The 11,976-nt window shown below is 72.7% G+C and carries 15 protein-coding genes; 5 read left to right on the forward strand and 10 right to left on the reverse strand.

The features are described 5' to 3' along the window. Positions 1 to 2: 2 nt before the first annotated feature. Together AMYTH_RS0110960 and AMYTH_RS0110965 are read right to left on the reverse strand one after the other, a co-directional pair. On the reverse strand, positions 3 to 1,715 hold the full coding sequence (locus AMYTH_RS0110960) for an AMP-binding protein (RefSeq protein ID WP_027930361.1): 1,713 nt from the start codon (positions 1,713 to 1,715) through the stop codon (positions 3 to 5). Positions 1,716 to 1,726: 11 nt separating this feature from the next. Further along, entirely contained in the window at positions 1,727 to 2,569 is an 843-nt protein-coding gene (locus tag AMYTH_RS0110965; RefSeq protein ID WP_020418482.1) for a crotonase/enoyl-CoA hydratase family protein, read from the reverse strand. An 80-nt stretch (positions 2,570 to 2,649) separates the two neighbouring features. Between AMYTH_RS0110965 and AMYTH_RS0110970 the strand changes: the two genes are divergently transcribed. Continuing rightward, the gene (locus AMYTH_RS0110970; RefSeq protein WP_157360576.1) at positions 2,650 to 3,477 is read left to right on the forward strand and encodes an alpha/beta fold hydrolase; all 828 of its coding nucleotides are present in this window, start codon (positions 2,650 to 2,652) and stop codon (positions 3,475 to 3,477) included. Between the two features lie 31 nt (positions 3,478 to 3,508). Here the strand turns inward: AMYTH_RS0110970 and cobA are convergent, their stop codons facing one another. From cobA to rpmB, 6 genes are all read right to left on the reverse strand, one after another. Next, entirely contained in the window at positions 3,509 to 4,738 is a 1,230-nt protein-coding gene (gene cobA, locus AMYTH_RS0110975) for a uroporphyrinogen-III C-methyltransferase (RefSeq protein WP_027930363.1), read from the reverse strand. 394 nt (positions 4,739 to 5,132) lie between these two features. Continuing rightward, entirely contained in the window at positions 5,133 to 5,501 is a 369-nt protein-coding gene (locus tag AMYTH_RS0110985) for an ankyrin repeat domain-containing protein (protein WP_209440851.1), read from the reverse strand. Between the two features lie 69 nt (positions 5,502 to 5,570). Continuing rightward, positions 5,571 to 5,819, reverse strand: a complete 249-nt coding sequence (gene rpsR / locus AMYTH_RS0110990; protein WP_017988079.1) for a 30S ribosomal protein S18 — start codon at positions 5,817 to 5,819, stop codon at positions 5,571 to 5,573. Continuing rightward, positions 5,816 to 6,121 (reverse strand): 30S ribosomal protein S14, encoded by a 306-nt coding sequence (rpsN, locus tag AMYTH_RS0110995; protein ID WP_027930365.1) that lies wholly within the window; start codon positions 6,119 to 6,121, stop codon positions 5,816 to 5,818. Before rpsN ends, rpsR begins: the two co-directional genes overlap by 4 nt. Beyond that, positions 6,121 to 6,285, reverse strand: coding sequence for a 50S ribosomal protein L33 (gene rpmG, locus AMYTH_RS0111000; RefSeq protein WP_017988077.1), 165 nt, complete (start codon positions 6,283 to 6,285; stop codon positions 6,121 to 6,123). Before rpmG ends, rpsN begins: the two co-directional genes overlap by 1 nt. Then, positions 6,285 to 6,521 (reverse strand): 50S ribosomal protein L28, encoded by a 237-nt coding sequence (gene rpmB / locus AMYTH_RS0111005; protein WP_020418487.1) that lies wholly within the window; start codon positions 6,519 to 6,521, stop codon positions 6,285 to 6,287. The genes rpmG and rpmB overlap by 1 nt, the downstream gene beginning before the upstream one ends. 50 nt (positions 6,522 to 6,571) lie before the next feature. Here rpmB and mrf point away from each other — a divergent pair, with 50 nt between their 5' ends. Genes mrf through AMYTH_RS0111025 form a run of 4 tightly spaced genes read left to right on the forward strand, consistent with a single transcriptional unit; the run spans position 6,572 to position 9,253 of the window. Then, positions 6,572 to 7,798, forward strand: coding sequence for a ribosome hibernation factor-recruiting GTPase MRF (gene mrf, locus AMYTH_RS0111010; protein WP_027930366.1), 1,227 nt, complete (start codon positions 6,572 to 6,574; stop codon positions 7,796 to 7,798). After that, positions 7,795 to 8,043: a type B 50S ribosomal protein L31 gene (locus tag AMYTH_RS0111015; protein ID WP_017988074.1), complete on the forward strand. Its 249-nt coding sequence runs from the start codon at positions 7,795 to 7,797 to the stop codon at positions 8,041 to 8,043. The genes mrf and AMYTH_RS0111015 overlap by 4 nt, the downstream gene beginning before the upstream one ends. Then, on the forward strand, positions 8,043 to 8,201 hold the full coding sequence (rpmF, locus tag AMYTH_RS0111020; RefSeq protein ID WP_017988073.1) for a 50S ribosomal protein L32: 159 nt from the start codon (positions 8,043 to 8,045) through the stop codon (positions 8,199 to 8,201). Before AMYTH_RS0111015 ends, rpmF begins: the two co-directional genes overlap by 1 nt. Continuing rightward, a complete protein-coding gene (locus AMYTH_RS0111025; RefSeq protein WP_027930367.1) occupies positions 8,198 to 9,253 on the forward strand; it encodes a GTP-binding protein in 1,056 nt (351 codons plus the stop codon). The genes rpmF and AMYTH_RS0111025 overlap by 4 nt, the downstream gene beginning before the upstream one ends. Here the strand turns inward: AMYTH_RS0111025 and AMYTH_RS0111030 are convergent. Both AMYTH_RS0111030 and AMYTH_RS0111035 read right to left on the reverse strand, forming a co-directional pair. Continuing rightward, positions 9,250 to 10,671, reverse strand: coding sequence for a pyridoxal phosphate-dependent decarboxylase family protein (locus tag AMYTH_RS0111030; protein WP_027930368.1), 1,422 nt, complete (start codon positions 10,669 to 10,671; stop codon positions 9,250 to 9,252). The two genes, AMYTH_RS0111025 and AMYTH_RS0111030, sit on opposite strands and share 4 nt — an antisense overlap. Further along, positions 10,668 to 11,969 (reverse strand): MFS transporter, encoded by a 1,302-nt coding sequence (locus AMYTH_RS0111035; protein WP_027930369.1) that lies wholly within the window; start codon positions 11,967 to 11,969, stop codon positions 10,668 to 10,670. Before AMYTH_RS0111035 ends, AMYTH_RS0111030 begins: the two co-directional genes overlap by 4 nt. Between the last annotated feature and the right edge of the window lie 7 nt (positions 11,970 to 11,976).

Below are 11,976 nucleotides of genomic sequence, written 5' to 3' on the forward strand. Positions count from 1 at the left end.
GCTCACCCCTTCAATCCCGGGAAGTCGTCCTCGCGGAACTCGCCCGCCGGCCGGGAGTCCGGCGCGGCCTGCTCCCTGCCGCGCAGCTCGACGCGGCGGATCTTGCCCGAGATCGTCTTCGGCAGCTCGGCGAACTCCAGCCGCCGGATCCGCTTGTACGGCGCCAGATGATCGCGGCAGAACGCCAGGATGCTCTCCGCCGTGGCGGCATCCGGCTCGTACCCGGCCGCGAGCACCACGTAGGCCTTGGGCACCGCGAGCCGGATCGGGTCCGGCGCGGGCACCACCGCGGCCTCGGCGACCGCGTCGTGTTCGAGCAGCACGCTTTCCAGCTCGAACGGCGAGATGCGGTAGTCCGACGCCTTGAACACGTCGTCGGTGCGGCCGACGTAGGTGATGTAGCCGCGCGCGTCGACCGAGCCGACGTCGCCGGTGTGGTAGTAGCCGCCGCGGAACGCCTCCGCGGTGCGCTCCTCGTCGTCGGCGTAGCCGACCATCAGCCCCACCGGCCGCTCGGTCAGGTCGAGGCAGATCTCGCCCTCCTCGGCGGGCTGCCCGCTCACCGGGTCGACCAGCACGACCTTGAACCCGGGCACCGGGCGGCCCATCGACCCGGACTTGACCTCCTGGCCGGGTGTGTTGGCGATCTGCACGCTGGTCTCGGTCTGGCCGAACCCGTCCCGGATCGTGACGCCCCACGCCTTGCGGACCTGGTCGATCACCTCCGGGTTGAGCGGCTCGCCCGCGCCGACCACCTTGACCGGCGGCGTTTCCAGCGCGCCGAGGTCGGCCTGGATCAGCATCCGCCACACCGTCGGCGGCGCGCAGAAGCTGGTGATCCCGCACCGCTGCATCTGCGTCATCAGCGCGCCGGCGTCGAAGCGGGAGTAGTTGAACAGGAACACCGTCGCCTCGGCGTTCCACGGCGCGAACACATTGCTCCACGCGTGCTTCGCCCAGCCGGGCGAGGAGATGTTCAGGTGCACGTCGCCGGGTTCGAGCCCGATCCAGTACATCGTGGACAGATGCCCGACCGGGTAGGACACGTGCGTGTGCTGCACGAGCTTCGGCTTGGCGGTGGTGCCGGAGGTGAAGTACAGCAGCAGCGGGTCGGTGGCGACGGTGGGACCGTCCGGAGTGAACGATTCCTCCGCGGAATAGGCGTCGGCGAAGGAGTGCCAGCCCTCGGCCCGCTCCCCCACCGCGATTCGCGTGTAGTCGCCGGCGACGTCGGCGAACTTCTCGACGTCCGCCGACCGGACCACGACGTGCCGCGCGTTGCCGCGGTCCACGCGGTCCCGCAGGTCGGCCGCGCCGAGCAGGGTCGACGCCGGGATGATCACCGCGCCGAGCTTGATCGCGGCGAGGATCGTCTCCCACAGCTCGACCTGGTTGCCGAGCATGAGGATCAGGCGGTCGCCGCGGCGGACGCCGAGCCCGCGCAGCCAGTTCGCGACCTGGCTGGAGCGGCGGGACATCTCGGGGTAGGTCCAGCGGCCTTCGCCGCCGTCCTCCTCGACGATCCACAGCGCGTACTTCTCCGCGTTGGCCGGATCGGCGGCGACCACGTCGAACCAGTCCAGCGCCCAGTTGAACTCGTCCAGTTCCGGCCAGGCGAAGTCGCGGTAGGCGGTGTCGTAGTCCTCGCGGTGCGCGAGCAGGAAGTCGCGGGCCTCGCGGAACCGCTGGTGAGCGGCTGAATGGACACTGCTCATGGCGTTGCTCCTCACTCGCCGGTGAACTCGGGCGCCCGGCGCTCCATGAACGCCCGCACCGCTTCCTGGATGTCCTTGCTGGGCAGGAAGGCCGCGTTCCAGGTGGAGACGTAGCGCAGCCCGTCGCTGACCTGCCGCTCGGTGTTGAGCGACAGCACCTCCTTGACGCCCTGCACGACCAGCGGCGGGTTGGCGGCGATCTCGCGCGCCAGCTCGTCGGCCGCGGCCAGCACCGCGTCCTGGTCGGCGTACACGTCGTTGACCAGGCCGATCCGCTCCGCGCGGGCCGCGTCGATGTCCTTGCCGGTCAGGGCGAGCTCGCGCAGGTGACCCTCGCCGATGATCCCGGCCAGCCGCTGCAGGCTGCCCAGGTCCGCCACGATCGCGACCTTCGCCTCGCGCACGCTGAACTTCGCGTCCGCGCTGGCCAGCCGCACGTCGGCGGCCGCGATCACGTCGACGCCGCCGCCGATGCACCAGCCGGACACGGCGGCGATCACCGGGGTGCGGCACTCCGCCACCGCGGTGACGCTGTCCTGCAGCACCCGGATCTCGCGGAGGAACTCGGTGCGCGGGCCGGCCAGGGCGTCGCCGGCGAGCAGCGGCGCCCAGCCACCCATCATCGCGGGCAGGTCGAGGCCGTAGGAGAAGTTCTTCCCGCTGCCGGTCAGCACGATCGCCCGGACCGCGGGATCGGCGTCCAGGGTGCGGAACACGATCGGCAGCTCGCGCCAGAAGTCCGGACCCATCGCGTTGCCCTTGCCCGGCCCGAGCAGGGTCACGCGGGCGACCGGGCCGGTCCGCTCGACGGCGAGCGAGACCAGGTCCGGGAGCTTGTCGGCGGTGTCAGTCATGCGGCCATCTTGACGCATCCGGACACGATCCCGCGCACAAGCCTGTGCGGGGGCGCCCCGGGGGTGGTTTCCTGATCGTCATGCTGACCCGTCCCCTGGAGACCACCGGACTGGCCGCCGCGTTCACCTTCGAGGGCCACCGGCTCTGCTACACCGAGTTCGGCACCGGCGACCGCGTGGTCGTGCTGGCCCACGGCCTGATGTTCACCCGGCGGATGCACGCGCCGCTGGCGCGCGGGCTCGCCGCCGAGGGGTTCCGGGTCGTCACGCTGGACCTGCTCGGCCACGGCGACTCCGACCGGCCGCGCGAGTCGTGGCACTACTCGATCCCGGCCTTCGGCGACCAGGTGCTGGCGCTGCTGGACCACCTGGACGTGGACCGGGCCGTGGTCGGCGGGACGTCGCTCGGCGCGAACGTGGCGCTGGAGGCGGCGGTCAAGGCGCCGGAGCGGCTGCGCGGGGTCGTGGTGGAGATGCCGGTGCTGGACAACGCGATCGTCGCCGGGCTGCTGGCGTTCACGCCGCTGCTGTTCGCGGCGCGGTTCGTGCCGTTCGGGGTGCAGGCGGTGGCGAAGGTGGCCGGCCTGGTGCCGCAGGGCAGCCAGTGGGTGGACGTCGTCACCGACACGCTCGACCAGCGGCCGGCGTCGATGGCGGCGCTGCTGCACGGCGTGTTCTTCGGCCGGATCGCGCCGCCCCGGTCGGTGCGCAAGCGGATCGAGGTGCCCGCGCTGGTGATCGGGCACCAGCGCGACCCGGTTCACCCGTTCGGGGACGCCGACACGCTGGCCGCCGACCTGCCCGCGGCCGAGTTCGTACAGGCGCGCAGCCCGGTCGAGCTGCGGTTCGACCCGCAACGGCTGACCGCGGCGATCCTGGACTTCGTGCGGCGCTGCTACGCCGCCTGACGGCTTCCGGTCCCGGGCGCGGCGCCCGCGGTCAGCGCAGGTCGTCCGGCAGCAGGCCGGCGACCGGGCCGATCACGATCACCGCGGGCGGGCGCACCCCGGCGGCCTTGGCGTCCTCGGCCGCGGTGGCCAGGGTGAAGCGGTGCACGCGCTGGGTGGGCATGGTGCCGTTCTCCACGACCGCGACCGGGGTGTCGCCGGGGCGGCCGCCGTCGAGCAGCGCGGCGGCGAACTGGCCGAGCCGTTCCACGCCCATCATCAGCACGATCGTGCCGCGCAGCTTCGCCAGCGCCGACCAGTCGGTCAGGGAGCTCTCGTGGTCCGGCGCGACGTGCCCGGACACGACGACGACCTCGTGGGCGACCCCGCGGTGGGTGACCGGCACCCCGGCCGCCGCGGGGCCGGCGATCGAGCTGGTGATGCCCGGCACCACGGTCACCGGCACGCCCGCCTCGGCGCACGCGAGCAGCTCCTCGAACCCGCGGCCGAACACGTACGGGTCGCCGCCCTTGAGCCGGACCACGAACTTGCCCGCCTTGGCGTGTTCGATCAGGGTGGCGTTGATGAAGTCCTGGCTGGCGGCGCGGCCGTAGGGGATCTTGGCGGCGTCCACGACCTCGACGTCCGGGTGCAGCTCGTCGAGCAGCTCGCGGGGGGCCAGCCGGTCGGCCACCACGACGTCGGCGCGGGCCAGCAGCCTGCGGCCCTTGACGGTGATCAGCTCCGGATCGCCGGGGCCGCCGCCGACGAGCGCGACGCCGGGCAGTTCGGCGGCGTCCGGCGGGGTGATGTCGTCGGCGATCGCGCCGGTGTGCAGGGCCTCGACGATGTTGTCGCGTACCGCCGCCGAGCGCAGCGGCTGGCCGCCGGAGAGGACGCCCACGACCAGGCCTTCGTGGCGGCCGACCGCGGCGGTCACGGCGGTGCCCTCGATGCCGGCGTCGGCGCGCACGCAGAAGATGCGGCGCCGCTCGGCCTCCGCGCAGATCGCGGCGTTGACCTCGGGGTCGTCGGTGCAGGCCAGGGCGTACCACGCGCCGTCGAGGTCGCCGTCGGCGTAGCGGCGCTGGTGCCACACGACCTCGCCGGCGTCGATCATGCCGCCGACTGCCGGGGTGGTGGACGGCGAGATCAGCTCGACCGCGGCGCCGGCGCTGATCAGGCGGGGCAGCCGGCGCTGGGCGACGGTGCCGCCGCCGACGAGCACCACGCGCCGCCCGGCGAGGTCGAGGCCGACGAGGTAGTGCTGGTCTTCAGGCATGCGGACAAGCATGCCTGCTCGGTGGCGCGAAAACACCTCAGGGCTGCGGGAGTGTGAGCAACTCCGTATTGCCTGCGCTCCTCACCGGTCTCGAGCGGAGTGGTTCCGCAACGTCCCCAGCCGGTCAGCTTGATGACCTGCTCGGCTCGCGGGAGACCCTTCCAGGCCGGCGTGGATTCGGATCAGAAGTCTGGCCTCGGCAGCAATGGCCTGACCCTGGATCCCGTGCACGGACTTGCGGAGTTCCGGCGATCCGATCCGGACGCTACCGACACCACCGTGCACGGCCGGAAGGCGCTGACGCGGGACCTGGCGGCCAGAGTCGAACCGCTGCTACCGAAGTAACGATGAGCCCAACGGCTTCGGTCCTTGTTCCGCACCGTTCGGCAAGCTTCTAGGCGAGCCCCAGAAGCCCCAGCATCTCCGTGTTGCCGAACATGCGCGCGGTGTCCACCGCCGACGGTGTGCCCGCCGCCGGGTCGGCGCCTCCCTCCAGCAGCGCCTTCACCACGTCCGGGTCGTTCTTGAACACCGCGCCCGCCAGCGGGCTCTGGCCCCGGTCGTTGAGCCGGTTCGGGTCGGCGCCTCGGTCGAGGAGTGCCTTGACCGTCCCGGCGTGGCCGTGGTAGGCGGCCAGCATCACGAGCGTGTCGCCGCGGTCGTTGGTCAGGTTGACGGCGATGCCGGCGTCGACGTAGGCCACCAGCGTCTCCGTCTGCCCCTCCCTGGCCATCTGGAAGCCCCGGCTCCACAGCTCGATCATCTCGTCGGACGGCTCGCTCACGACGTCGACCCTAGTGCGGGCCGTCCGGCCGGACGGCCCGCACTAGGGTCAGCGCGCCGACGAAGGGTACGGCAGCAGGGCCATCTCGCGCGCGTTCTTGATGGCCTGGGCCACCTGCTTCTGCTGCGTCGGCGACAAGCCCGTCACCCGCCGGGCGCGGATCTTGCCGCGGTCGGAGATGAACTTGCGCAGCAGGTCCACGTCCTTCCAGTCCACAACGGACACGTCCGCCTCGGCGAGCAGGTTGCGGCGACGGCGGCCGGGCCGGTCCTTGACGTACTTGGGCACGGCGCTCACCAGCTCGACTTCGACACGCCGGGCAGCTCGCCGCGGTGGGCCATCTCGCGCAGCCGCACCCGGGACAGCCCGAACTTGCGGAAGTAGCCGCGCGGGCGGCCGTCGGCGGTGTCGCGGTTGCGCAGCCGCGTGGGGCTGGCGTCGCGGGGCAGCTTCTGCAGCGCCACCACCGCGGCCGCCCGCTCGTCCGGAGTGGACCGCGGTGAGGACACGACCGCCTTCAGTTCGGCCCGGCGCTCGGCGTAGCGGGCCACGACGGTGCGCCGCTGCTCGTCGCGGGCGATCTTCGACTTCTTCGCCATCAGCGCTCCTCCCGGAACTCGACGTGGCGGCGCACCACCGGGTCGAACTTGCGCAACACCATCCGGTCCGGGTCGTTGCGCCGGTTCTTCCTGGTCACGTACGTGTAGCCGGTCCCCGCGGTCGAGCGGAGCTTGATGATCGGCCGGACGTCGTTGCGGGCCACTACAGCTTCACCCCCTTCGCGCGCAGTTCGGCCACGACGGCGTCGATCCCGCGCTTGTCGATCGTCTTGATCCCCTTCGCCGAGACCCGCAGCGTGACCCAGCGCCCCTCGGACGGCACCCAGTAGCGCCGCCGCTGGACGTTCGGGTCCCACCGCCGCGACGTCCGCCGGTGCGAATGGGACACCTGCTTGCCGAAGCCCGGCTTGCGGCCGGTGACCTGGCAGACCGCCGACATCCACCCTCCCTAGTTGGTATCGATTTTCATTATCACCTACTCTACAACGCGTGGATCCCGAAACGACCGGCACCACCCGGGTGCCCCTCACCCTGATCAGCGGCCTCGTCCCGGCGGCGACCGCGGACCTCGCCGAACAGGCCCGCGCGGCCCGGCCCGGCACCGCGGTCGTGCACCACGACCTGCGCGAGATCCGGGGCGGCGTCGTGCGACGGCGGCTCCGGCTAGGCGACCGCGACGAGACGACCGTCCTGGAACTCGCGCACGGCTGCGTGTCCTGCACGCTGCGGGAGGACCTGCTCCCCCTGCTGCGCCGCCTCGCCGGCACGCCCGGCGTGCGGCACATCGTGGTGCGGCTGGACGAGGCGATGGAGCCGGAACCGGTCTGCTGGGCGATCCGGCACGTCCTCGTCGGGGACCGGCCGGTGATCGACTTCGTGACGATCGACGGCGTGCACACGGTGCTGGACCGCGGCTCCTGGCTGGCCGACGCCACCGGCGACGACACCCTGGAGGAGCGCGGGCTGCAGGCCAGCCAGGACGACGAGCGGACCGTCGCGCAGGTCGCGTTGTCCCAGGCCGAGTTCGCCGACGTGCTCGTGCTGACCGGCACGGCCGACGCCTGGACCGACGCGAAGACCGCGGCCGTCCTGGACCGGGTCGCGCCCGCGGCCTTGCGCACCTCGCGCCTGGCCGAGGTTCCCCGGGACGCGCGACGCGGCGAGGTGACCGACATGCACGGCCCGCTCCTGCACGGCGAGCCGCCGCTTGGCGCGGACTGCGGTGTCGCGACGCTGCTGTTCACCGCGCAGCGCCCGTTCCACCCGGAACGCCTGCACGACGCGCTCGACGTGCTGCTCGACGGGGTGGTGCGGACCCGCGGCCGGGTGTGGGTGGCCAGCCAGCCGGACATGGCGCTGTGGCTGGAGTCGGCGGGCGGCGGCCTCGGCGTCGGGCACGCCGGGCCGTGGCTGGACGCGCCGGACGGTCCGGCGTGGACGGACGTGTCCCCGGAGCGGCGGACGCTGGCGTCGCTGCGCTGGCACCCGGTGTTCGGCGACCGGGCCTCGGAGATCTTCGTCGTCACGGATCAGGCCACGCCGGCCGAGATCGACGACGCCCTGTCCGGGGCGCTGCTCACCGACGCCGAGCTCGCGGCCGGGCAGCGCGAGTGGCTGACCTACGACGACCCGTTCGGCGCCTGGCACGAGGAGCCGTGCGAAGACATCGACGAGACGCAGGACGTGAACGTCACGTCCGGAAGGGAGAAGCAGTGAAACCGGGCATCCATCCCGACTACCACCCGGTGGTGTTCCAGGACACCGCGACCGGCGACGCGTTCCTGACGCGCTCGACGATCACCTCGGACAAGACGATCGAGTGGAGCGACGGCAACACCTACCCGCTCGTGCTCGTCGACGTCAGCGCGTGGTCGCACCCGTTCTGGACGGGCGCGCGCCGGATCATGGACACCGCGGGCCAGGTGGAGAAGTTCCACCGCCGCTACGGAAGGCGGAAGTGATGGCCGTTCCCAAGCGCAAGACCTCGCGCAGCAACACCCGCCACCGCCGCGCCCAGTGGAAGGCCGTGAAGCCGGATCTGGTGCCGGTGGTGATCGACGGCAAGGAGCAGCTGGTGCCGCGCAGGCTGCTCGGCCACTTTCACCGGCTGGCGCGGTGACGCTCCCGGTCACCGTCCTGTCCGGGTTCCTCGGCGCGGGCAAGACGACGGTGCTCAACCACGTGCTGGGCAACACCGGCGGCCTGCGGGTCGCGGTGATCGTCAACGACATGAGCGAGGTCAACATCGACGCCGCGCTCGTGCGTACCGAGGAACGCCTGGTCGAGATGACCAACGGCTGCATCTGCTGCACCCTGCGGGACGACCTGCTGGAGGAGGTGGGCCGGCTCTGCGACGAGGGCCGGTTCGACCATGTGCTGATCGAGTCGAGCGGGATCTCCGAGCCGATGCCGGTCGCGGCGACGTTCACGTTCCTGCCGCGGGCGCGGCTGGACACCATGGTGACCGTGGTGGACGCGGTGAACTTCACCCGCGAGCTGGACCGCGGCGACGAGCTGGCCGCGCGGGCCCTGGACCAGTACGAGGGTGACGAACGGACCGTCAGCGACCTGCTGATCGACCAGGTCGAGTTCGCCGACGTGCTGCTGCTGAACAAGACCGACCTCGTCGGCGAGGACGAGCTGGTCCAGCTGGAGGCGCTGCTGCGGCGGCTCAACCCGGCGGCGGAGGTGATCCGCGCCGGCTTCGGGAAGGTGCCGGTGCGGGAGGTGCTCGGGACCGGCCGCTACGACCTGGAGCGGGCCCAGCAGGCGCCCGGCTGGGTGGCGGAGCTGAACGGCGACCACGTGCCGGAAACCGAGGAGTACGGCATCTCCAGCGTCGTGTTCCGGTCCTCGCGGCCGTTCGCGCCGGAGCGGCTGTGGTCGTTCGTGACGCGGGACCTGGACTCCGGCCGGTTCGGGAAGGTGTTGCGCTCCAAGGGGTTCTTCGCGCTGGCGTCCCGCCCCGGTGTGGTGGGCCTGTGGTCGCAGGCCGGTTCGGTGGCGCGGTTCGAACCGCAGGGCAGCGGTCCGGCGCGGCAGGAGCTGGTGTTCATCGGGACGGGCCTGGACCACTCGGCGCTGACGGCCGCACTGGAGAGCTGCCTCGGCGAGGAGGCCGGCCCGGACCCGTTCCCCGCGTGGGAGCCGCACGACCACGCGGCGCACTAGTCCGGCCGGTAGAGCATTCCGAGGAACTCGCGCAGCAGGCGTTCCCGCAGGGCCGGGGTGGCGGCGCCGAGCAGGGCGTTGATCCCGGCCATCCGGCCGGGCAGTCCCGCGCCACCGCCCATCCCGGCGGCGGTGAGCAGGCCTTCGAACTGCTCGCCGGTCAGCGTGTCCGGGTCGAGGGCGGCGACGAACGCGGCCACGTTCTCGTCCACCGTCACCGGTCCGGCCTCCCGGGCGCCGGCGACCGAGGCGGCGAGGTCGGCGAGGAACCCGGCCTCGCCGCCCCGGTTCGCGGCGGTGACGGTGAGGTGCAGGTTTACCGGCGAGGACCCGTGGGCGAACTGCGGCTGCACGTACCAGCCGCGGGCCCGCATCTCGTCGGCGACCGTGAACAGGTCGAAGCTGTCGTCGCCGGCGGCGAGCGCGATCAGGGTCGAGTCCGGTTCGGCGAGCAGCCGCAGGCCGTCGATGCTCCGGATGCCGTCGGCGATGGCCGTCACCGCGGCCAGCGTCTGCCGGGCGAGTTCCAGGTAGCCGTCGTCGCCGAGGTGCTGCACCACGGCCCACGCGGCGGCGAGCGGCCCGCCGGATCGGGTGGACTGGATGGTGCTGTTGAGCATCGTGTAGCCGGGCCAGTCCGCGCTGGCGAAGTAGTGCCCGCGCCGCAGCTCGGCGTCGGCGTGCAGCAGCACCGACACACCCTTCGGGCAGTACGCGTACTTGTGCAGGTCGACCGAGACGCTGGTGACGCCCTCGACGCCGAACCCGAACTCGGGCACCGGCCTGCCGAGGCGGCGGAAGTACGGCAGGACCCAGCCGCCGATGCAGGCGTCCACGTGCGTGCGCACGCCCCGCGCCGCGGCCGCGGCGGCGATCGGCGCGACCGGGTCGATCACGCCGTGCGCGTAGGACGGGGCGCCGGCGACGACGAGCACCGTCGTGTCGTCGATCGCGGCGGCCATGGCGTCCGGGTCGGCGCGGAAGGTCACCGGGTCGACCGGCACCACCACGGGCCGCACCCGGAACAGGTGCGCGGCCTTGTGGAACGCGGCGTGCGCGGTCGAGGGCAGCACGATGCTCGGCTCGGCGACATCGGGGCGGCCCTCGCGCGCGGCGAGCACCGCGAGCAGGCACGACTCGGTGCCGCCGGAGGTCACCGCGCCGACCGTGGACGGGGTCCCGCCGACCAGGCGCGCGGTGGCGGCGACCAGGTCGTTCTCCAGGCGGCGCAGGCTGGGGAACGCGGTCGGGTCGAGGCCGTTGGCGGAGGAGGCGAGCGCGTGCGCCTGCGCGGCCAGCTCGTCCACACCGGACAGTCCGCTGTCGTAGACGTAGGCCAGGGTGCGGCCGCCGTGGGTGGGCAGGTCGCCGGCGCGCAGCTCCCGCAGCTGGGCGAGCACCTCGCGGGCGGGCCTCATCGCGGCTCCAGGATCGAGCGGCGCAGCAACGGCAGGCCGGCCAGCACGAGGATCCCGGGCAGCAGCGCGAACCCGAGCAGGATCGCGGTGACCGCGCTGTCCGGCTGCGCGGCGGAGGCGTCCACACTGGACACGTACCCGCCCGCGGTCAGCACCAGCCCGAACAGGCCCGGTCCCAGCGCCAGGCCGAGAGTCTCCGAGGCGGTCCACACGCCGGCGGTGACGCCGGCGCGGGTGGCGCCGGTGCGCTCCTCCTCGGCGCTGATCAGGTCGGGCAGGATCGCCAGCGGGAACACCTGGATCCCGGCGTAGCCGACCCCGGCGAGCGCGACGAAGACGAACGACACGCCGACCGGCAGCACCAGCGCCGCGCACAGGCCCGCGCACGCGACGCCGAAGGCGATGCAGGCGAACCGGAAGCCCCACAGCTTGCCCCAGCGCGCGCCGATGCGCGGCCACAGCGGCATGGTCACCAGCGCGGGCAGCACGAACCCGACGAACAGGTATGTCTGCAGGTCCGCGTCGCCGAACACGTACCGGGACGCGTAGTTGACCCCGGCCAGCAGGGTGGCCAGGCCGAGCGACTGGACGAAGTAGACGCCCAGCAGCCACCGGAAGGCACGCCACTGGCGCATCGTGGCGAGCAGCTCGCGCCAGCCCGGCGTCGGCGGGCGCAGGTTGCCGACCGGCGCACCCCGGGTGCCGAGGAACACCGCGACGGTGCCGAGCACCATGATCGCGCCCATCACGATCCCCATGACCCGGTAGCCGCTGACCCCGCCGATCTGGTTGGTGATCTCGGGGGCGCCGCCGCCGGAGACCAGGATCGCGATCGCGAGCAGGCCGATGCGCCAGCTGGTCAGGCGGGTGCGCTCGTCGTAGTTGTCGGTCAGCTCGGCGGGCAGCGCGTTGTAGGGCACCTGGAAGAAGGCGAACGCGGTGGCGCACAGGAAGAACGCGAGCACCACGTACCCGGCGTCCAGCGGGGTGCTGCCGAACCCGGGGTGGGCGAAGATCGCGGCGAACAGGACCGCGACGCCGAGCCCGCCGAACAGCAGGAACGGCCGCCTGCTCCCCCGCCGGTTCAGGCTCGCGTCGGACAGCCGCCCGGCGACCGGGTTGAACACGACGTCCCACGCCTTCGGCACGAGCACGATGGCCCCGGCGACCGCGCCCGGCACCGCCATCGTGTCGGTGAGGTAGGGCAACAGCAGCAGGCCGGGCACCGTGCCGAACGCGCCGGTGACGAACGACCCGGCGGAGTAGCCGAGCCTGGTCTTGGCCGGTAGGGCGACCATGGTCCTC

The organism is Amycolatopsis thermoflava N1165 (genome assembly GCF_000473265.1).
Taxonomy (GTDB): domain Bacteria; phylum Actinomycetota; class Actinomycetes; order Mycobacteriales; family Pseudonocardiaceae; genus Amycolatopsis_E; species Amycolatopsis_E thermoflava.